15 protein-coding genes, 3 tRNA genes and 1 pseudogene are annotated in these 19,934 nt (G+C 71.0%); 11 read left to right on the top strand and 8 right to left on the bottom strand.

The features are described 5' to 3' along the window. Positions 1-79 precede the first annotated feature (79 nt). Both EDD92_RS23720 and EDD92_RS23715 read right to left on the bottom strand, forming a co-directional pair. Entirely contained in the window at positions 80-640 is a 561-nt protein-coding gene (locus tag EDD92_RS23720; protein ID WP_185124108.1) for an ATP-binding protein, read from the bottom strand. Positions 641-909: 269 nt separating this feature from the next. Beyond that, positions 910-1,737: a glycerophosphodiester phosphodiesterase gene (locus EDD92_RS23715; RefSeq protein ID WP_123966165.1), complete on the bottom strand. Its 828-nt coding sequence runs from the start codon at positions 1,735-1,737 to the stop codon at positions 910-912. Between the two features lie 257 nt (positions 1,738-1,994). Between EDD92_RS23715 and EDD92_RS23710 the strand changes: the two genes are divergently transcribed. Both EDD92_RS23710 and EDD92_RS23705 read left to right on the top strand, forming a co-directional pair. Beyond that, positions 1,995-3,425: a S1C family serine protease gene (locus EDD92_RS23710; RefSeq protein WP_123966164.1), complete on the top strand. Its 1,431-nt coding sequence runs from the start codon at positions 1,995-1,997 to the stop codon at positions 3,423-3,425. A 93-nt stretch (positions 3,426-3,518) separates the two neighbouring features. After that, positions 3,519-3,605, top strand: a tRNA-Ser gene (locus EDD92_RS23705). Between the two features lie 139 nt (positions 3,606-3,744). Here EDD92_RS23705 and EDD92_RS23700 read toward each other — a convergent pair. Together EDD92_RS23700 and EDD92_RS23695 are read right to left on the bottom strand one after the other, a co-directional pair. Beyond that, positions 3,745-4,212, bottom strand: a complete 468-nt coding sequence (locus EDD92_RS23700; protein ID WP_123966163.1) for a hypothetical protein — start codon at positions 4,210-4,212, stop codon at positions 3,745-3,747. Positions 4,213-4,251: 39 nt separating this feature from the next. After that, the gene (locus EDD92_RS23695; protein ID WP_123966162.1) at positions 4,252-5,121 is read right to left on the bottom strand and encodes a bifunctional DNA primase/polymerase; all 870 of its coding nucleotides are present in this window, start codon (positions 5,119-5,121) and stop codon (positions 4,252-4,254) included. A 332-nt stretch (positions 5,122-5,453) separates the two neighbouring features. Here EDD92_RS23695 and EDD92_RS23690 point away from each other — a divergent pair, with 332 nt between their 5' ends. The 6 genes from EDD92_RS23690 to EDD92_RS23665 all read left to right on the top strand — a co-directional run bounded on the left by EDD92_RS23690 (position 5,454) and on the right by EDD92_RS23665 (position 11,041). After that, positions 5,454-5,765, top strand: a complete 312-nt coding sequence (locus tag EDD92_RS23690; protein ID WP_123966161.1) for a hypothetical protein — start codon at positions 5,454-5,456, stop codon at positions 5,763-5,765. Positions 5,766-5,968: 203 nt separating this feature from the next. After that, positions 5,969-6,913: a bifunctional MaoC family dehydratase N-terminal/OB-fold nucleic acid binding domain-containing protein gene (locus EDD92_RS23685; RefSeq protein ID WP_260326710.1), complete on the top strand. Its 945-nt coding sequence runs from the start codon at positions 5,969-5,971 to the stop codon at positions 6,911-6,913. Beyond that, the gene (locus EDD92_RS23680) at positions 6,910-7,326 is read left to right on the top strand and encodes a MaoC family dehydratase (RefSeq protein ID WP_123966160.1); all 417 of its coding nucleotides are present in this window, start codon (positions 6,910-6,912) and stop codon (positions 7,324-7,326) included. Before EDD92_RS23685 ends, EDD92_RS23680 begins: the two co-directional genes overlap by 4 nt. Then, positions 7,323-8,489 (top strand): lipid-transfer protein, encoded by a 1,167-nt coding sequence (locus tag EDD92_RS23675; protein ID WP_123966159.1) that lies wholly within the window; start codon positions 7,323-7,325, stop codon positions 8,487-8,489. Before EDD92_RS23680 ends, EDD92_RS23675 begins: the two co-directional genes overlap by 4 nt. A gap of 180 nt (positions 8,490-8,669) precedes the next feature. Further along, complete coding sequence (locus EDD92_RS23670) at positions 8,670-9,227, top strand: SigE family RNA polymerase sigma factor (RefSeq protein WP_099929996.1); 558 nt, start codon at positions 8,670-8,672, stop codon at positions 9,225-9,227. A gap of 158 nt (positions 9,228-9,385) precedes the next feature. Continuing rightward, a complete protein-coding gene (locus EDD92_RS23665) occupies positions 9,386-11,041 on the top strand; it encodes a long-chain fatty acid--CoA ligase (RefSeq protein ID WP_399183804.1) in 1,656 nt (551 codons plus the stop codon). A gap of 344 nt (positions 11,042-11,385) precedes the next feature. On the opposite strand, the gene EDD92_RS23660 is transcribed toward EDD92_RS23665, so the two are convergent. Beyond that, entirely contained in the window at positions 11,386-12,582 is a 1,197-nt protein-coding gene (locus EDD92_RS23660; RefSeq protein WP_123966157.1) for an MFS transporter, read from the bottom strand. A gap of 151 nt (positions 12,583-12,733) precedes the next feature. On the opposite strand from EDD92_RS23660, the gene EDD92_RS23655 reads away from it, so the two are divergent. Continuing rightward, positions 12,734-13,312 (top strand): TetR/AcrR family transcriptional regulator, encoded by a 579-nt coding sequence (locus EDD92_RS23655; protein WP_030938682.1) that lies wholly within the window; start codon positions 12,734-12,736, stop codon positions 13,310-13,312. A 13-nt stretch (positions 13,313-13,325) separates the two neighbouring features. Here EDD92_RS23655 and EDD92_RS23650 read toward each other — a convergent pair whose 3' ends face one another. After that, positions 13,326-17,477 (bottom strand): PAS domain-containing protein, encoded by a 4,152-nt coding sequence (locus EDD92_RS23650; RefSeq protein WP_123966156.1) that lies wholly within the window; start codon positions 17,475-17,477, stop codon positions 13,326-13,328. Positions 17,478-17,731: 254 nt separating this feature from the next. Then, positions 17,732-18,193 carry an SSI family serine proteinase inhibitor gene (locus EDD92_RS23645; RefSeq protein ID WP_123966155.1) on the bottom strand — a complete coding sequence of 154 codons (462 nt, stop codon included), beginning with the start codon at positions 18,191-18,193 and terminating at the stop codon, positions 17,732-17,734. A gap of 170 nt (positions 18,194-18,363) precedes the next feature. Here EDD92_RS23645 and EDD92_RS23640 point away from each other — a divergent pair. Together EDD92_RS23640 and EDD92_RS23635 are read left to right on the top strand one after the other, a co-directional pair. After that, a tRNA-Ser gene (locus EDD92_RS23640) sits at positions 18,364-18,454 on the top strand. A 189-nt stretch (positions 18,455-18,643) separates the two neighbouring features. Continuing rightward, positions 18,644-18,716 (top strand) — tRNA-Arg (locus EDD92_RS23635). An 82-nt stretch (positions 18,717-18,798) separates the two neighbouring features. On the opposite strand, the pseudogene EDD92_RS23630 reads toward EDD92_RS23635, so the two are convergent. Further along, positions 18,799-19,602 (bottom strand): annotated as a pseudogene (locus tag EDD92_RS23630) (site-specific integrase); the annotation flags it as partial. Positions 19,603-19,934 lie beyond the last annotated feature (332 nt).

Below are 19,934 nucleotides of genomic sequence, written 5' to 3'. Positions count from 1 at the left end.
CCGGTTACGGCTCGTCTGGTACGGCGGGAGCCTAGCCGTTCACGCCGTGAGCCACGGGGACCTGTGGACAGCCAGGTGTTCAGTCCAGGTCGTCGAACGCATCCGCGAAGTCCAGGCCCGGCATCGCCGGAATCCTCGACACCGTCGGTGCGGTGACGCGCGTAGCGAAGTCGTCGCGACGCAGCCCGGCGTCCGGGTCGTGGACGTCCTCGTGGACGACGACCCACACGGTGACCTCGCCCCGGGCGTCGTCCCGTACGCCCCAGTCGTCGGCCAGCGCGGTGATGATGTTCAGCCCGCGGCCGCCGTGCGCGGTGACCGAGGGCGTGGCCGGAGCCGGGCGGGTGGGCCCGCCGCCGTCCGTCACCTCCACGGTGAGCCGGCCGCTCAGGTCCACGCGCCATGCGGCCCGCACGTCGCCGTCCCCGGCCAGGGCGTCGCCCAGCGGTCGGCCGTGCTTGCACGCGTTGCTCAAGAGTTCGGAAAGAATGAGTACGGCATCGTCGATCACGGCGTCCGACACGCCGCCCGAGCGCAACTGCTCGCGCATACGGTGTCGCGCCTCCCCCACGCCCGCAGGGCCATGGGGTACGGCCATGCTCGACGACGTGGGCACCTCCTGTGCCACCACCAACGCCACCCCCGAGACCTCCTTTGCCCCACGCCACGGTGTGGATGCCCCATTGGCCTGTACCGGAAACCGGCCAATCCACGTTCAGTGACGCATTCGCAACGATCAAATACGGAGCGAATGCGCCGGGGCACTCCCCGTAGTCGTGTGGCTGGATTTCGACTGTGGCCGAGTCTGGAGAATGGTGCCCGAGTGGCGGGTGGGTCAAGGGTTCTTCACAGGTCTTTACCAGTGGCGAACAATGACGACACGGAGTGACGAACGGTGCGGAACGTCGCTCAGCGGCCGAGCTGGCGCAGAACCGCGCGCGGGCGGTTGGTGATGATGGCGTCGATGCCCAGGTCGACGCAGAGATCCACGTCCTCGGGCTCGTTCACCGTCCACACGTGCACCTGGTGGCCGGCCGCCTTCAGACGCTCGATGTATGCGGGGTGGTTGCGCACGATCCGGATCGAGGGGCCCGCGATCCGGACGCCCGCCGGCAGCCGTCCGTCGCGCAGCCGGGGCGAGACGAACTGCAGCAGATAGACCGTCGGCAGCGTCGGCGAGGCGGCACGCACGCGATGCAGCGAGCGCGCCGAGAAGCTCATCACGCGCACGGGCGACTCGGCGGCCGACGCCGGGGCGTCCAGCCCGAACCGTTTCAGCAGCATCAGCAGCCGCTCCTCCACCTGCCCTGCCCACCGCGTCGGGTGCTTGGTCTCGATCGCCAGCTCCACCCGCCGCCCCGCGTCGGCGACGAGCTCCAGCAGCCGCTCCAGGGTCAGTACGGAGGTGTCCTCCCGGTCCTCGGGCCGGAACTCCCAGTCGGGCTCCTCGTCGCGCGTGCGCCACAGCTCCCGAGTCTTGCGCGAACCGAAGTCCAGGGCGGCCAGGTCGGCGAGCTCCAGCGCCGAGACCGCGCCCCGGCCGTTGGACGTACGGTTGACGCGACGGTCGTGGACGCAGACGAGATGGCCGTCCGCCGTCAGGCGTACATCGCACTCGAGGGCGTCCGCACCGTCCTCGATCGCTTTCTTGTATGCGGCCAGGGTGTGCTCCGGGGCCTCTTCGGAGGCTCCGCGGTGGGCGACGACTTGAATCCGGTGCCGGCGTGAGTGGGTCACCGCGTCATGGTGCCACCGCAGGGGGGTAGTCGTGCGATCGGAGGAGCATAGATTGCGCCCCTTTTGCCTGTCATGGCCTATATAAAGAATGGCCCCGGACCCACAGGCACCGCTTATGGTGCCCTGACGGCTCATGGGAAAAGCTGACGGCATACAAAAGAACATGCGCAGCTGCATCGCGCCGGACCGTCGACCAACGTGAACGAGCGTGACCGAGTGCGACCGAGAACAACAGCCGTGGACCGAGGAGAGAAGCTGTGAGCACCGAGAACGAGGGCACCGCGGTACCCCCGGCCCCGTCCGCACCCCCCGTGCCGGTGGACGCTCCCACTCCCTCGGCACCCGCCGCCCCCGAGGGGAGCGACCGGACGGCCCCGCTTCCGCCGGTACCTCCGAGCGCCCCCGGCGCGCAGGAGCACACTCAGGAGCAGCAGCAGCAGCAGCCGCACGCAGGCTCGGCCCCGGACGCCTCCTGGCCGCCCCCGGCCATGCCCTCCTACTCCGACTCGGGCGCCGGCGGCGCGGGCTCCGGCTGGGGCTCCTCGTACCAGCAGCAGCCCGCCCCGAAGTCCGGCCGCGGCGGTCTCGTGGCCGCGATCCTGGTGGCCGCGCTGGTGGCCGGCGGCCTGGGCGGCGGACTCGGCTACACCCTGGCCAAGAACAACGACGACAACACCGGCTCCACCACGGTCTCCGCCTCCACCAGCGGCGGAGACGTCAAGCGCGACGCGGGCACGGTCGCCGGCGTGGCCGCCAAGGCGCTGCCCAGCACGGTCACCATCGAGGCCGAGTCCACCAGCGGCGAGGGCGGCACCGGTACCGGTTTCGTCTTCGACACCCAGGGCCACATCGTCACGAACAACCACGTCGTCGCGGAGGCGGTCGACGGTGGCAAGCTCACGGCGACCTTCGCGAACGGCAAGAAGTACGACGCCGAGGTCGTCGGCCACGCGCAGGGCTACGACGTGGCGGTCATCAAGCTCAAGAACGCCCCGTCGGACCTCAAGCCCCTGACCCTGGGCGACTCCGACAAGGTGGCCGTGGGCGACTCGACGATCGCCATCGGCGCCCCCTTCGGCCTGTCCAACACGGTCACGACGGGCATCATCAGCGCGAAGAACCGCCCGGTGGCCTCCAGCGACGGCACCAGCAGCAACGCGTCGTACATGAGCGCCCTGCAGACGGACGCCTCGATAAACCCGGGCAACTCCGGCGGCCCGCTGCTCGATGCGTCGGGCAACGTCATAGGCATCAACTCCGCGATCCAGTCCACCGGCAGCGGCGGCCTCGGCGGCACCAGCCAGTCCGGCTCGATCGGCCTGGGCTTCGCCATCCCGATCAACCAGGCCAAGTACGTCGCCCAGCAGCTGATCAAGACCGGCAAGCCGGTCTACGCGAAGATCGGCGCGTCCGTCTCCCTGGAGGACTCCTCGAGCGGCGCGAAGATCACCGAGCAGGGCGCCAGCGGCGCCGCAGCGGTCGAGTCCGGCGGCCCGGCCGACAAGGCGGGCCTCAAGCCCGGCGACGTGATCACCAAGCTCGACGACCACGTCATCGACTCCGGCCCCACCCTGATCGGCGAGATCTGGACGCACAAGCCCGGCGACCAGGTCACGATCACCTACGAACGCGGCGGCAAGTCCCACACGGTCCAGCTCACCCTCGGCGCGCGGCAGGGCGACAGCTGACCTCGCGGTTCGGCCCCGCTGCGGACCACGGCCCGCACCAAACACGCGGGGCCGGTACGCTGTACCCGCTCCGCCCCAGGTGGGCGGCAGCGGGGTGGGTTGCCCGAGCGGCCTAAGGGAACGGTCTTGAAAACCGTCGTGGCAGCGATGTCACCGTGGGTTCAAATCCCACACCCACCGCTGGTTGTTGAGCCGTGGTGCCGGAACGATTCCGGCACCACGGCTCTCTGCGTGGGCCCCTTAGACATCAACGGCGAACAGGGCGTCACGGGGGTGATCGCCTCGCGGATCGACAGGATCCGAACCGGATACCGGGCTGCTAGAGCTCCTGGTCCCGCGCCAAGCCCTCCCAGTCCAACCCCCGCAACGTCCCCTCCGCATCGCACTCGCACGGCACCCGGGCGGTCGGCTGGAACCAGATGACCGTCAAGGCCGAGTGGTAGACGACCGGGTCGTGGGACGGGTCCAGTGCCGTGGAGCGGAAGGAGCCGACGCAGGCGACGGACGGCAGGACCTCGACGGGGCCGAAGGCGCCCGCGTACTGGTCCGGGTATTCGCGCGGGGGCGGGACGAGGTGGACCGGGGTGGCGGGGGACGTGCGCGCGGCGGTGCCGAGCAGGCCCTTGATCACCATGTCGTTGACCGGCTTGCAGGGATAGCCCGGGCAGTCCTCCGGCATTCCCCCGTACGTCGACGACAGCCGCAGCTCGGCGAGGTCGACGCAGCGGCCGGAGGAGAGGACCACGCGGGCCAGCGACATGGTCCGCGCTCTGGGGCGGTCGTGCATGGACGTCCTCTGCTCATGTGCGCTGTGTCTCGTCCGGCCTCACGGCCGGTGCCCCGTCATCCGCGCGGCCGACGCGATCGTCGCCCGTGCCTCGCGTTCCGACAGTCCGGTGTTGAGGGCCGCGTCCAGTAAGGGCGCGACCAGGGCCGGTCCGATGCCGTTCTCGTATGCGCGGCAGGCGGCCCAGAACAGGCGGGTGTTGCGCTGTCCCTCGTGTGCGGCGAGGACGAACTGGACGAGGCCCTGGCCGTGGTCCCCGGCTGACGGGTGCGTCGAGGGGTGGACCGGGCGGGGCGGCGGGAGCAGAAGACGCAGGAGGGCCGGCGGGCAGGCGGCGGGCGCGAGGTGGGCCGTGCCGGGCGCCGCCGTATAGACGCCGTGGTCGGTGCGGGAGCCGGGGCCGACGAGGTAGCCGCCGGCGCCGCGGATGTCGATGCCGGGGGCGAGGCGGCCGGCGGAGTTGGGGACGGCGGCGTCGGGCGGGCCGCTCAGCCAGAGGTGGCGGCCGCCGCTGGGCGTGAGGACGACGACCGTCTCGGGGATCGTGAACAGGTGGCGCAGGGCGAGTTCGCGCAGGGCTGCCGAGGAGTCCGTACCGGATTTCGTGTCGAGGTCGACGCCGATGAGGTGGTGGGGCGGAAGGCCGCAGGCGATGCCGTAGCCGGTCGCCCAGGGGGCCGCGGCGAACAGTTCGCGGATGCGTGCAGGGTCGGTCGAGGCGTCGTACACCCCGTGCCCGAGGCGGCCGCACTCGCCGTGGCAGGGCTGGGGCTCGGGGTCGTCGCGGTGGGGGGAGCGCAGGGCCGGGAGTTTCGTCCGGGACAGGGGGATGACGGCCAGTCCGCGCTCGGCGGCTGACAGGGCGTGTGCGAGGGCCAGCGTCGTGGCCTGCCGGTCGGTGGTGGCCATGCCTCCATGTTCGTACACACGTTCGAAAAAGGGAAGAGGGGTCGGCCTCGACGCGCCGGGGTGCGGAGGTTGGCCGGAAAAGTGCCGACCGGCTGCACCCCTTGTGGCGCTTGGGGCGGAGGTGCCCGGACTGCCCTGACTGAGGGTTGGAAGTCGCGATAGGGGTTTATCGACTTGTCGTAGCACTTGAGGAGGAATAGTGCCTTCCGGGGTGGTTCGCCGGGGATTCGGTGGGCAACTCTGATCTTGCGACGTCGTGCACAGCACCGGGGTGGTCGGCCAACTGCCTTGGTATCAGCCGTACTTCACGTTGGTGTTCTGGAGGAACAAACATGGCAAGCATCCGTACCGCCCGCGTCATCGCCGCCGTCTCCGCCCTTCCGCTGGCGGCCGCACTGTTCGCCGGCGTCGCGACGGCGGACAACGGCGCCATCGCGGACAACGGATCGAACGCGGGTGTCGTAAGCGCCGTCGGCAGTGGTGTCGGGCTCGACAACAACGGCAACTCCTCGACCACACAGCAGAACGCGGTCGGCTCCGGCGCCTCGAACCAGAGCAACACCGCCCAGGTCAAGGGCTCCGCGTTCACGGCCGTCAACCAGGGGAACAGGAACGTGGCCATCAACTTCACCGAACTGTGGTGAGCCGACTGCCCTGATCCGAGAGGTCAGGGTGTTCTGGGGTGCAAGGGCGTCTGCGCGGCGGTACTTCGGTGCCGCCGCGCAGGCGTTTCCGCGTCTGGGTTGCCGACCTTGACAGTGAACTTTATCTGACGGACAGTCAGAAACTCTGGCGGTGAACGCGGGAACCCGCTCGGCGGCTGCGGTGTACCAGAAGTGTCAGTGCGATGGGCGATGCAGGGGACGACGAGGGGGCGACGATGGGCGAGGACGAGCTGGGGGCACGGCTGAAGACCTACGAGGGGCGGCGCGCCGCCGTTTCCGGCAGAGGCAGGGATCCCGTCAACACGCCCATGATCCGGCACTGGTGCGAGGCCATGGGAGACACCAATCCGGCCTATGCGGGCCCCGACGCCATAGCTCCTCCCACCATGCTCCAGGCATGGACCATGGGCGGCCTCTCCGGCCACGAGGGACGCACGGGGGACTACGACGAACTGCTCACCCTGCTCGACGAGGCGGGCTGCACCTCCGTCGTCGCCACCGACTGCGAGCAGGAGTACGTGCGACCACTGCGTCCCGGGGACGAGATCACCTTCGACACAGTGATCGAGACCGTGTCGGAGCAGAAGACGACGAAGCTGGGCACGGGGTACTTCGTCACGACGCGGACGGACGTCCGGGCGGGCCGCGCTCTCGTGGGCACACACCGCTTCCGCATCCTCAAGTACGCCCCCGCACGCCGCATTAAGCCCGAGCAGCCCGCCCGGCGCCCGCGGCCGGTCGTCAACCGCGACAACGCCGGCTTCTGGGAAGGAGTCGAGCGCCACCGACTGCTCATCCAGCGCTGCACCGACTGCGAGACCCTCCGCTTCCCCTGGCTGCCGGGCTGCAACAAGTGCGGCGGCCCGGACTGGGACACGGTCGAGGCGAGCGGTGAGGGCACGGTGTACTCGTATGTCGTCATGCACCACCCGCCCTTCCCGGCCTTCTCCCCTCCCTACGCGGTCGCCCTCATAGAACTCGCCGAGGGCGTGCGGATGATCAGCGACGTGGTCGGAGTGCCGTACGACAAGGTGCGCATCGGGATGCCCGTGCGGCTCGAATTCCAGGTGTACGACGAGGAGTTGGTGCTGCCGGTGTTCCGCGCCCGGGAGGAGGAGGACGTATGAGGGCCGGTGAGAAGCTGCCGCCGCTGGAGATCCCGATCACCCGCACCCTGATCGTGGCGGGCGCCATCGCCTCCCGCGACTACCAGGACGTGCACCACGACGCCGAGTTGGCCCGGCAGAAGGGCTCCCCGGACATCTTCATGAACATCCTCACGACCAACGGCCTGGTCGGCCGCTACATCACCGACCACTTCGGCCCGACGGCAGAGCTGCGCAAAGTCGCCATACGGCTGGGCGCGCCCAACTACCCGGGAGACACGATGGTGTTGACGGGCACGGTGGAGAAAGTCGTCGAGCAGGCAGACGGCGATACGGCGACGGTCCGGGTCGTGGGGGCGAACGGCATCGGCAGCCATGTCACGGCCACGGTGACGGTCACCGTCCCCGCGGAAGGCCCCGGAGGTGCCGGATGAGCGTCCGCACCCGGGACGGCCTCGGCGGGCGGGCCGCGATCGCCGGCATCGGGGCCACGGAGTTCTCCAAGGACTCGGGACGCAGCGAACTGCGGCTGGCCGTGGAGGCGGTGCGGGCCGCGCTGGACGACGCCGGTCTGACGCCGGGGGACGTGGACGGGCTGGTCACGTTCACGATGGACACCAGTCCGGAGATCACCGTGGCCCAGGCCTGCGGGATCGGCGAACTGTCCTTCTTCTCCCGCATCCACTACGGCGGCGGCGCGGCCTGCGCGACCGTCCAGCAGGCGGCGCTCGCGGTGGCGACGGGCATCGCCGAGGTCGTGGTCTGCTACCGCGCGTTCAACGAGAGGTCGGGCCGCCGCTTCGGCTCCGGGGTGCAGCACCGGGAGCCGTCGGCGGAGGGCGCGGCACTCGGCTGGTCACTGCCGTTCGGGCTGCTGACCCCGGCGTCCTGGGTGGCGATGGCCGCGCAGCGCTACCTGCACACATACGGGCTGACCCCGGAGGCGTTCGGGCAGGTGGCGGTGGTCGACCGCAAGTACGCGGCGACGAACCCGGCGGCGTACTTCCACGGCCGACCGATCACCCTCGCCGATCACGCGGCCTCACGCTGGATCGTCGAACCGCTCAGACTCCTGGACTGCTGCCAGGAGACCGACGGTGGCCAGGCGATCGTCGTCACCTCGGCGGAGCGGGCCCGCGATCTGCCCCACTCGCCCGCCGTGATAGCGGCGGCGGCCCAGGGTGCGGGCCGCGCACAGGAGCAGATGACGAGCTTCTACCGCGACGACCTGACCGGCCTGCCGGAGATGGGCGTGGTCGCCCGGCAGCTGTGGCGCACCTCCGGGCTGACGCCGGCCGACATGGACGTGGCGATCCTGTACGACCACTTCACGCCGTTCGTGCTGATGCAGCTGGAGGAGTTCGGGTTCTGCGGGAAGGGGGAGGCGGCGGGCTTCGTGGCCGGGGAGTCGTTGCCGATCAACACGCACGGAGGACAGCTGGGGGAGGCCTACCTCCATGGGATGAACGGGATAGCTGAGGGAGTGCGGCAGCTGCGCGGGACGGCCGTGAACCGAATACCGGGGGCGGGACGCGTCCTGGTCACCGCAGGAACCGGCGTGCCCACATCCGGCCTGGTCCTGACCGCGGACGGCTGAGCGGCCGTGTCCCGGGGCCCGGGTGGCCGGGCGGCCCCCAGGGGTCATCCCGCAGTACTCCGGGGTCGCTCGTCCACCTACAGGAGGTGCAGCTACCTCCACCCCTACAACCTGAGGCGGACTCGGCTTCGGGACCTGCGGCCGATGAGCCGGAGGTGCCCCCGCTCATAGCGTGGATCCATGACCACACCCGTCTGCACCAGCGCTTCGACCGCTGCCGAGCCAGCGGCGCTGACCCTCCCGTATCCGTCGTTCGCGTCGTACGTGAGGGCCCGGCAGCCGGTGCTGCTGCGTACCGCCCGGTCGCTGACCGCGAATCCGAGCGACGCGGAGGATCTGCTGCAGACCGCGCTCACCAAGACGTATGTCGCCTGGGAGCGGATCGAGGACCATCGTGCGCTGGACGGCTATGTGCGCCGGGCCCTGCTGAACACGCGCACCTCGCAGTGGCGCAAGCGCAGGGTCGACGAGTTCGTGTGCGAGGAGCTGCCCGAGCCGGAGCCCGTGCCCGGCGGGAACGACCCGGCCGAGCAGCAGGCACTGCACGACGCGATGTGGCGGGCGATCAAGAAGCTGCCCGCCCGGCAGCGGGCGATGGTCGTCCTCAGGTACTACGAGGACCTCAGCGAGGTCCAGACGGCCGAGGTGCTCGGCGTGTCTGTGGGGACGGTGAAGTCGGCCGTGTCGCGCGCGCTGGGCAAGTTGCGCGAGGATCCTGAGCTGGGGCTTGTGCGGTAATGCGGCTACCTGGTGCCCGTCGAGGGCCGACCTGGTGGCTATTGGGGGCCGACGTGACGGGATCGTTCATCGGCACCTAGTGACATACCGCGCGGTATGTGAGCAGAATCAGCGCAGATCTCACCGCCGCGTAGGCAATGTCGCCCCGGGAGGACACCGTGCTGAGCACGATGCAGGACGTACCGCTGACCGTTACCCGCATCCTGGCCCACGGGACGCTGGTGCACGGGCGGTCGCAGATCATCACATGGACCGGCGAGGGCGAGCCGCAGCGGCGCAGCTTCGCCGAGGCCGGCGTCCGGGCCGTACAGCTGGCGAACGCTCTGCGGGACGAACTGGGCGTCCGGGGGGACGACCGGGTCGCGACCCTGATGTGGAACAACGCCGAACACGTCGAGGCCTACTTCGCGATCCCCTCCATGGGCGCGGTGCTGCACACGCTCAACCTCCGCCTCCCGGCCGAACAGCTGGTGTGGATCGTCAACCACGCGGCCGACAAGGTCGTCATCGTCAACGGCTCGCTGCTCCCGCTGCTCGCCCCGCTTCTGCCGAAGCTGCCCACGATCGAGCACATCGTCGTCTCCGGCCCCGGCGACCGCTCCCTCCTCGAGGGCGCCCGCCCCCAGGTGCACGAGTACGAGGACCTGATCGCGGACAGGCCGACCACCTACGACTGGCCGGAGCTGGACGAACGCCAGGCCGCCGCCATGTGCTACACCTCCGGCACCACGGGCGACCCCAAGGGCGTGGTGTACAGCCACCGTTCGATCTATCTGCACTCCATGCAGGTCAATATGACCCAGTCGATGGGCCTGACCGACCAGGACACCTCGCTCGTCGTGGTCCCCCAGTTCCACGTCAACGCCTGGGGCCTGCCGCACGCCACCTTCATGACCGGCGTCAACCTGCTGATGCCGGACCGCTTCCTGCAGCCGGCGCCGCTCGCCGAGATGATCGAGTCCGAGCGCCCGACCCATGCGGCGGCCGTCCCCACCATCTGGCAGGGCCTGCTCGCCGAGCTGACCGCCAAGCCGCGAGACGTCTCCTCCCTCACCCAGGTCACCATCGGCGGATCGGCCTGTCCGCCCTCCCTCATGGAGGCCTTCGACAAGCTGGGCATGCGGGTCTGTCACGCCTGGGGCATGACGGAGACCTCCCCGCTCGGCACGGTCGCCCGCCCGCCGGCCCATGCGGTCGGCACCGAGGAGGAGTTCGCGTACCGCCTGACGCAGGGCCGTTTCCCGGCCGGCGTCGAGGCCCGCCTCAGCGGCCCCGGCGGTGAGCGACTCCCCTGGGACGGCGAGTCCGCCGGCGAGCTGGAGGTCCGCGGCAACTGGATCGCGGGCGCCTACTACAACGGCCCCGACGCCGAACCCCTGCGTCCGGCCGACAAGTTCAGCGAGGACGGCTGGCTGAAGACGGGGGACGTCGGGACGATCTCCACCGAAGGCTTCCTCACCCTCACCGACCGCGCCAAGGACGTCATCAAGTCCGGCGGCGAATGGATCTCCTCCGTCGACCTCGAGAACGCCCTGATGTCCCACCCGGACGTCGCCGAGGCAGCCGTGGTCGCCGTCCCCGACGAGAAGTGGGGCGAACGGCCGCTGGCCACGGTCGTGTTGAAGGAGGGCGCCACAGCCGACTTCGAGACCCTGCGCGCGTTCCTCGCCGACGAGGGCCACATCGCCAGATGGCAGCTCCCGGAGCGCTGGACGATCATCGAGGCGGTGCCGAAGACGAGCGTGGGCAAGTTCGACAAGAAGGTGCTGCGCAGGCAGTACGCGGAGGGAGAGCTGGACGTCACCAAGCTCTGAGAGACGGCCCCGAGGCCGCAGACGGCGCGGACACCGCCGTACAGCGGCCTCGGCCCCCCGCCGTACGCGGCGGCGTGCGCCGTTCATCGTCGTAGCGGGGGCCGGGGCTGCCCGTACGGGCCCGAAACCGCCGTACCGCCTCGGGCCCGGAGTACCGCCTTGGCCCGCCGTATGATCTCGGCCCCGCAGTACGCGGCGGTGTCCGCCGTCGTGCGGCGGCTCTCATCGTCGTACGGGGGCCGAGGCTGTCGCACCGCCGCACCGCCGCACCGCCGCACGGTCCGGCGTCACCGGACGATCTCGACCCGCAGCACGACCCCGACGGGTCCGCCGCACGGCGGCCTTCACCGCCGTACCGCGGTAGTCCCCCACCCCAGCACCAGCCACAGCCCCGCCACCGCGCACACCCCGCCCCAGCCCCAGTGGCCGAAGGCCAGGCCGGCCAGGGCCGAGGCGGCGGCGCCGCCGGCGAAGCCTGCGACGACGTAGGCGCTGTTGGCGGTGGCCGGGGTCGAGGTCGTGGTGAGGGCGAGGGTCTGGTTGGCGACGTGGGAGGCGACGAGGGCCGCGTGGACGGCGATCGCGGCCACGAAGAGGGCGGCCATCATGTGGCCGCCGAGCCAGAAGAGCGGTACGGACACGGCGGCGAGCAGATACGCGGACCGTACGACCTTGGCGGCGCCGAAGCGGTCGACCATTCCGCCGGCCAGGGGCGCCACCGCGCTCGCCGTCAGCCCGAAGAGGCCGAACAGACCGGCGGTCGCGGTGGACAGGCCGTAGGACCCGCCGGTCAGCAGCAGGGCGAGCGAGGTCCACAGGGCGCTCCAGGCGCCGTACATCCCGGCCTGGCGTACGCACGCGCGCCACAGGTCCGGCGAGTGGCGCACGACGGACGGCATAGCGGCGAGGCCCGAGAAGAGCGAGCCCTGGCGGCGGGGCGTCTCCGTGGGCAGGACGAGCGCGGTCGTGAGACCCAGTACGGCGGTCAGTGCCGCCGCGCCGACGAAGGCCGTCCGCCAGCCGAAGGCCTGGCCGACCAGGCCGCCGAGCACGCGAGCGGCCACGATGCCGGCGAACAGGCCGGAGATGACGGCGGCGACATGGCGGGCGCGGCGGTCGGCCGGGGCACGCGCGGCGACCAGGGGGACGAGGAGCTGGGGGACCACCGTGGCCGCGGACGCGACCAGCACGGCGGCCGCGAGCGCGGTCGTCCCGGCGGCCGTGGCGCCGACGACCAGGGCGGCGGCGGTGACCAGGGACAGGACGGCGACCAGACGGCGTCGGTTCACGCTGTCGCCGAGCGGGGCGAAGAAGAGCAGCCCGGCCGCGTAGCCGAACTGCGCGACCGAGGCGATCCAGGCGACCGCCGAGGGGGTCGAGCCGAAATCGTGGGCGATCAGGGGGAGCAGCGGCGCCGCGAGGTAGATGTTGGCGGCCGTGACTGCGGTGCACAGGGCGATGAGGGGCAGGAACAGGCGGGACGCACTTGCCGGCTCCGGGGCGGCGGTCCGGACCGGCTGGGCTTCGGTGGTGGACGGCATGAGCGGACGGACTCCTTCGACTTCCTTCGGGTTCCTTCGAGCCAGCTCTAACAACTAACTGGTTGGTTGGAATGAGAACACCGTGCACCACCCGCAGATTCCCTGTCAACCAAATAGTTGGTTACCGGAGTCGGAGCGGTACCCTGCCCCCATGGCAGTCAGAGACCCCGAGGCCACCAGGGCCCGGATCTTCGAGGCGGCGGTCGCCGAGTTCGCCGCCCACGGCATCGCGGGTGCCCGCATCGACCGCATCGCCGCCGCGGCCAAGGCCAACAAGCAGCTGATCTACGCCTACTTCGGCAACAAGGCGGAGCTGTTCACCAAGGTCCTGGAGAAGGTCATGCTCGACCTGGCCGCGGCCGTCCCCGTCGACCCGGACGACATCGAGGGCTGGATCGACCGCCTGATGGACTACCACGAGACCCATCCCGAGGTGCTGCGCCTGCTGTTCTGGGAGGGCCTGGAGTACGGCACCACCGACCTGCCGGACGAGGCCGAGCGCCAGGAGCACTACCGCCGCAAGGTGGCGACTCTGCAGGACGGCCAGGCCCGCGGCGTCATCACCGACGCCATCCCGCCCCGCGACCTGCTCCTCCTGCTGACCGCGCTGGCCAACTGGGCCGTCGTCGTCCCGCAGATGCGCCGCATCCTCGCGGGCACCGACGACACCGACCGCGACCGCCTGCGCACCTCGATCAAGGAGGCGGCACGCAGGCTCGTCGCGAAGTAGCCCGTACCGAGGGCTAGTTGGTCCCGATCCGCGACAGCAGATCGACGATCCGGCTCTGCACCTCGCCGCTGGTGGACCGCTCGGCGAGGAACAGGACGGTCTCGCCGGAGGCCAGCCGCGGCAGGTCGGCCTGGTCGACGGCGGCGGTGTAGACGACGAGCGGGGTGCGGTTGAGCTGCCCGTTCGCCCGCAGCCAGTCGATGATCCCGGCCTGGCGCCGGTGCACCTGCATCAGGTCCATCACCACCAGGTTGGGCCTGAGCTGCCCCGCCAGCGTCACCGCGTCCGCATCGCTCGCGGCCCGCGCCACCTGCATCCCGCGCCGCTCCAGCGTCGCGGTCAGCGCCAGCGCGATCTCCGCATGCTCCTCGATCAGCAGCACCCGCGGCGGATGCTGCTCACTGTCCCGCGGCGCGAGCGCCTTCAGGAGTACGGCGGGGTCGGCGCCGTACGCCGCCTCGCGCGTCGCCTGGCCGAGCCCCGCGGTCACCATGATCGGCACCTCGGACGCCACCGCCGCCTGCCGCAGCGACTGCAGTGCGGTCCGCGTGATCGGCCCGGTCAGCGGGTCCACGAACAGCGCGGCGGGGAAGGCGGCGATCTGTGCGTCTACCTCCTCGCGCGACTGCACGATCACCGGCCGGTAGCCGCGGTCGCTCAGCGCCTGCTGGGTGGTCACGTCCGGCGCGGGCCACACCAGCAGCCGCCGCGGGTTGTCCAGCGGCTCCGGCGGCAGCTCGTCGTCCATCGGCACCGGGCGGGGGGTGTCCGCGATCTCCACGGCCCCGCCGGGACCGTCCAGCGGCTCCGGCCCCTCGGCCGCGTTCTCGTCCGGCGCCCCTATGGCGTACGACCGCCCGGTGCCCTCGGTCATCTGCGCCAGCCGCGACTGCCCGGCCATCGACGGCTGGGGCTGCGCCGGTACGGGCGTCTGTTCGGCCGCCGGGTGCGGTCGGGCCGCCTGCTCCGGGGCCGCGGCGGCGGGCTCGGTCCGCGTACCCAGCTTGCGGCGCCGGCCGGAACCATTCGGGTTGTGCGGCGCAGGCGTGGATGACGGCTGCTGCACCTGCGCGGCCTGCCGCGTGAACGGCACCCCCTGGCCCAGGGTCCGCACGCTGATCGCCTGGCTCTGCGCGGAGTTCGGGTCGACGGGGGCGGCCGGTGCGGCGGGCGCGGCGGCCGCTTCGGCGGGGAGGGGCTGGGCGGGACGTGCCGGCGCCGGTGCCGTTGCCGCGGGAGCTTCGGGGGGGAGCGGGGTGCCGGGGGCCGGGGTGGACTGACCGGGAGCCGCCTCCACGGGTGCCGCGGGAAGCGGCTGAGCGGCGGCGGCCGGTGCGGCAGGCGCGACCTGGCCCGTGCCGTTCTGTGCGGCGGCCGCCTGCGCGGGAACGGGCGCGGCCTGCTGCACCGGCACTCCCTGCCCTGCGGTCTGCCCGCCGGCCTCCTGCGCCCCCGGCTGCGCCACGGCACGACGACGACGGCCCGTCGGCGCGCTCGTGGGATGCGGCTGCGGCGGAGTGTGGTCGCCGGACTGGTCGTGCGGAACGGCGTCGTGCCGGCCGTCGGCGACCAGAGCGTCACCGGAAGCATCCTGGCCACCCTGCCCGGGGACCTGCGGCTGCGCCGAAACCTGCGGCCCGGGAACCTGCGGTTGAACAGGGACTTGCGGCTGCACCGGAACCTGCGGCTGAACAGGATCCTGAACCGGCGCCTGTCCCGGAACCTGAACGGGCGCCTGCCCCGGAACCTGAGGCTGCCCCTGCACCGGTACGGATGCCTGCACAGGCACCGGCGCCTGCCCCTGCGCACCCGCACTCGCACCCGCGGCCGGGGACCGGTCCGCGTCCGCCGGCGGCAGGGCAAACACCGAACGCGGGGCCGCCTCCTGCGCGGCGGCGCGCTCGTTCGCGGCGGCCAGGGCACGGCGACGGCGCCCGGTCGGCTCGGCGCTCTCGGCGTTCTGCGCGGCTACGGCCTGCTCGGCCCTGACCGCCTGTTCGGCCGAGGTGGGGCCCGCGGGCAGCGCCGCAGGCAGGGCATGCTGCTCGCCGCCGTCACGTCGCGCACGCCGGCCGCCGGGCGCGGGTACGCCCTGCGGCGGAACGGTCCCGCCCAGTCCCGTACCGACGGCCGCGGTCCCGGCGCCGTGCTCGCCGGCCATGACGACGGCACCCTCGGCGACACCGTCACCGGCACCCTCGGCCGACCGCCCGCGCCGCCGCCCGGTACCACCGGAAAGCTCCAGGGCACTTCCGGCCGAGGCCGCGGCGGCCGCCGACTCCTCGACCGCACGCCTGCGCCGCCGCCCGGTGGGCACACCGCCCTCCGCGTCACCGGCCTCCGTGGGGTCACCGGGCTCCCCCGGCGCCTCGCTCTCCAGGAACGCGTCGACGGAGGACCGCCGCGCGCGGCGCCGCCCGCCACCGGAGGTCTGGTCGGAGCCGACGCCCTCGTCGGACCCGTCACCCGAGGCCTCGACCGGGACGTCGGCCGCAACGGCCCCGGCCCCGCCCCCGATGGGCACCTCCAGCACATACGCGCTGCCGCTCATCCCCGGCACTTCGTGCGTCTGCAGCACACCGCCATGAGCCCGCACGATCCCGCGCACGATCGGCTCGTGCACCGGGTCTCCCCCGCCGTACGGCCCGCGCACCTCGATCCGGACGACCTCACCGCGCTGCGCGGCGGCCACGACGACCGTGTTGTCCATGTAACCGCCCGCCGACACGGGCGCGTTGCCGGTCGCGTCGACACCGGCGACGTCCGCGACCAGATGGGCGAGCGCGCCGGCGAGGCGCTGCGGGTCGACCTCGGCCTCGATGGGCGGCGCGTGCACGGCGAACTGCACCCGCCCGGGCCCGATCAGCTCGACGGCCCCGTCGACACCGGCGGCGACGACGGCGTCGAGCATGACCTTCGTACGAGTGATCTGCTCGCTCCCGGCGTCGAGCAGCTGATAGCCGAGGACGTTGTCGATGAGGGTGGTGATCCGCGAGTAACCGGCGGACAGGTGGTGCAGGACCTGGTTGGCCTCGGGCCACAGCTGCCCGGCGTCGTCGGCGGCGAGGGCGGCGAGCTCGCGCCGCAGCTCGTCCAGCGGTCCGCGCAGCGACCGCCCCAGCAGCGTCAGCAGCTGCTCGTGCCGCCCGGCAAGGGCCTCGTACCGGTCCTTCTCCCGCTCACCGAGCGCGGCGTACCGTTCCTCGCCCGCAGCGAGCTCCTCGTCGTGCTGCTCCTGCAGCTCCTCGACCTCGGTGACGTGCTTCTGACGCAGAGCGGTGAGCTCGGAGGCGTGCTCCTCCTCGATCCGCTCCAGTTCCTCCGCATACCGCTTCTCGGCCGCGGCCTTCTCCTCGGCGAGCGCGTCGTACTGCCGCCGGTCCGCGAAGGTCATCACGGCACCGACGAGCTGGTCCCCGTCGCGCACCGGAGCAGTGGTCAGATCGACGGAGACCTTGTCCCCGCCCTTGGAGAACAGCACCTGCCCGCGCACCCGGTGCTTGCGCCCGGAGCGCAGGGTGTCGGCGAGCGCCGACTCCTCGTACGGGAACGGGGACCCGTCGGCACGCGAATGCAGCACGAGCCCGTGCAGCTCCTTGCCCCCCAGATCACTGGCCCGATAACCCAGTATCTGAGCGGCGGCCGGATTGACGAGCACGATCCGCCCGTCCGTGTCCGTCCCCACCACACCCTCGGACGCGGCCCGCAGGATCATCTCGGTCTGCCGCTGTGAACGCGCCAGCTCGGCCTCGGTGTCCACGGTCCCGGTCAGGTCGCGTACGACGAGCATCAGCAGCTCGTCGCCGCTGTAGCCGTAACCGTCGTAGGCCTGCTGTCCGTTCTCGAGGTTGGCGCTGGTGACCTCGACGGGGAACTCGGCCCCGTCGGTCCGCCGCGCGATCATCCGGGTCGGCTTGGTCCGCCCGGCGGGGTCCATGTGATCGGGCCGCCGCATGGAGCCGGGAATCAGCTTGGAGTCGAACTGCGGCAGCAGATCGAGGAGCCCCCGACCCACCAGGGCGGTCCCGGGCGCTTCAAAGGCCTCGAGCGCGATCGTGTTCGCGTTGACGACGGTCCCATTGGCGTTGACCAGCACCAACGCATCGGGAAGCGCGTCGAGTATGGCTGCGAGGCGAGCAGCGCCTCGGGATGGCCTGCTGCTCACGAGACGCTTCCTCCCTGTTACCGCACCTTGCCGACCGCTCGGGCCATCTTGCCAACCGGCCCGCGACGTGTCACGCGAGGGAGTCTAAGGGCAGTGGTTGCGCTCGCGACGCCGGATGAGAGGGAGGTCGCACGACGAGTTGACGTAGAACGTGTGCCCGCATCCTCTGGCCTGCGAAGGGCTTCGCGAGACCTTCGCCGGACTCTCACGGAGTCCTGGGTTTCGCCCGGAGAACCCGGTGCGAGTCCCAGTCCCTACGGTTGTCCTTGGGGCCGCAGATCGGGCAGCAACGGCACGAGCCGGTCCCAGCGGCCGATCTGACACCCGTCGCTGCGGTCGTACGACGCGTCGACGGGCCGCCCCGCCCACCTCCCGGTGACATGCGCGGTGGCGGGCCCGCCGTACTGCATGGTGCAGACGCTGTCCTCGGGCACGGATGCGAAGGTGTCCCTGCCCCACCGGGCGACACGATCGAGCGCCCCGCACGCGCCGCTGACATCGGGATGGTCGCCGCCGCCGGGATGGCAGTAGAGGTCGAACGTCCCGTCCGTACCGTCGCCCGCATGCCGGACGGTGACGGTGAGGTGGTCGCCGGCCCGGTCGTCGTCCTGCACGGGCGGCGGTGCGAGGGCGGGGCGGCCGACATCGGCGTGGGCGACGGCGGGCACGACGGAGGCAGCGGCGGTGGCGGCGACGACGAGAATCCGAGCGAACATGACCTGACTAACGCCCCACCGTCCCGCTCGGCACGCACAGGTCGGCACGGACCGAAAGGACTTTGCTCTGCGGCCTGCCTGCCTAGTACCGTGGGAGTCGATTGGTGACAGCACGCTCGACTGTGTCATCATCTGCACGCACCACTCGCGCTCGCGCGGGCGGCTGTGCTGGAGGCGTCGCCTAGTCCGGTCTATGGCGCCGCACTGCTAATGCGGTTTGGGCCTTCAAGCCCATCGAGGGTTCAAATCCCTCCGCCTCCGCGCATGATCACCGAAGCCCCGGTCCACGCGACCGGGGCTTCGTCGTTCCAAGAGGCGCCCGTAGAGGTGTTTCCGCAGCTCACAAGGGGTGCGGCAAACGGATTTCACATGGCGGCGGCAGTCATGTAATGTTCTTCCTGTCGCCGCGAGCGGGCCGAAAGGACCAGGACCGGCAGGAAAACAAAACAAGCACTCGTAGCTTAACGGATAGAGCATCTGACTACGGATCAGAAGGTTGCAGGTTCGAATCCTGCCGAGTGCACACAGGTCAGAAGCCCCGGATCACTCCGGGGCTTCTGGCATTTCAGGGGCGTACAGCAGCGAAGTACAGCAACGGGCCTCGACTAGGCGGTGCCGCTGCCGCCCATCGCTTCGGACAGCTTGCCGAGTGCTGCGCGTACCTCTTCCTCGCTCGCTTCCGCGTAGACCTCCATCGTCATGGCGATCTGAGAGTGCCTCAGGATGCGTTGGGCCACCTTGGGGTGCACCTTGAGCGCCACCAGGAGCGAGCTGCACGTGTGACGGGTGTTCCGAAGCGGGATGACTCGGACCCCGGCGCGGCGAGCCCGCAGGGCGAACATGCGGGTGAGGTTGCCCGGTTCGATCGGAGTGCCGTATTTCGTGGTGAAGACCAGCCCACGGGTGTCCTGCCAGAGCTCCCCGGCGGCTTTCCGGTCGCCGATCTGCTGTGCGCGACGCATCCGAAGCGCCTTGAGGCAAAGCGCCGGCACGGGAAGGAAGTCGTCGGATTCCTCGGTCTTGGTCTCGCGGTGGAGGATCTGACGCCCGGCCCGTTGGATCTGCTGATCCACATAGATCTCGCCGGTCTCGAAGTCGATGGACTTCCAGGTCAGGCCCAGGACCTCACCCCGGCGGAGGCCGAGGCAGAGCACGAGCATCCAGGCCGCAAACAGGTGGTCCCCGCGAGCGGCACAGTCGGCGAGGAACCGTCCGGCTTCGGCGACCGACCACGGTTTGATCCTCCTCCGCCGGGGCTTGGGGACCTTGAGCAGGGAGGCCACGTTCTTGCTGAGCTCTTCCTCAGTCACGGCATGAGTGAGGGCCGCACGAAGGGCGTCACGGGCCGCTTGGACGACGCGTCGCGACGGGTGAGCCTCACAGCACTCGCCGATGGCGCAGCACCGCTGAGCCTCGCGCCGACGCTTGGCATGACTTTAGCCAGCCACTTTGGCGCGAGCCTCGAAGATCATGGCCCCAACGTCGTGCTTTAACGGGCAGGTCAACAGACTGCCCGACGCGCCGGAAGCTTACGGGGCCATGATCACTCGCGCCAAAGCAGCTCCCGGCCAAAGTCGCTCCGTAAGTTGTTTGGCGGTCCGGAAGAGTGGGGTGTGGCTCTAAAGTCGCTTGCCCCCGGTGGCTCCGGTGGAGTGGCCGCCCCGCTCTTCGGGACGCCTGGCCGCTGATTGAGATCTGCGCATTGATCGCTGTTTACGGAGCTGACGGCGGGTGTGCCTCG

The sequence above is a fragment of the Streptomyces sp. TLI_185 genome (assembly GCF_003814765.1).
In the GTDB taxonomy this organism is placed as follows: domain Bacteria; phylum Actinomycetota; class Actinomycetes; order Streptomycetales; family Streptomycetaceae; genus Streptomyces.
This window is presented reverse-complemented; position numbering and strand designations above follow the sequence as displayed.

Excerpts from the sequence above, each read along its gene's own strand:
- EDD92_RS23700 (WP_123966163.1), bottom strand. The coding sequence starts at position 4,212 with ATGCACGACCGCCCCAGAGCGCGGACCATGTCGCTGGCCCGCGTGGTC.
- EDD92_RS23695 (WP_123966162.1), bottom strand. The coding sequence starts at position 5,121 with ATGGCCACCACCGACCGGCAGGCCACGACGCTGGCCCTCGCACACGCC.
- EDD92_RS23690 (WP_123966161.1), top strand. The coding sequence starts at position 5,454 with ATGGCAAGCATCCGTACCGCCCGCGTCATCGCCGCCGTCTCCGCCCTT.
- EDD92_RS23685 (WP_260326710.1), top strand. The coding sequence starts at position 5,969 with ATGGGCGATGCAGGGGACGACGAGGGGGCGACGATGGGCGAGGACGAG.
- EDD92_RS23680 (WP_123966160.1), top strand. The coding sequence starts at position 6,910 with ATGAGGGCCGGTGAGAAGCTGCCGCCGCTGGAGATCCCGATCACCCGC.
- EDD92_RS23675 (WP_123966159.1), top strand. The coding sequence starts at position 7,323 with ATGAGCGTCCGCACCCGGGACGGCCTCGGCGGGCGGGCCGCGATCGCC.
- EDD92_RS23670 (WP_099929996.1), top strand. The coding sequence starts at position 8,670 with ATGACCACACCCGTCTGCACCAGCGCTTCGACCGCTGCCGAGCCAGCG.
- EDD92_RS23660 (WP_123966157.1), bottom strand. The coding sequence starts at position 12,582 with ATGCCGTCCACCACCGAAGCCCAGCCGGTCCGGACCGCCGCCCCGGAG.
- EDD92_RS23655 (WP_030938682.1), top strand. The coding sequence starts at position 12,734 with ATGGCAGTCAGAGACCCCGAGGCCACCAGGGCCCGGATCTTCGAGGCG.
- EDD92_RS23645 (WP_123966155.1), bottom strand. The coding sequence starts at position 18,193 with ATGTTCGCTCGGATTCTCGTCGTCGCCGCCACCGCCGCTGCCTCCGTC.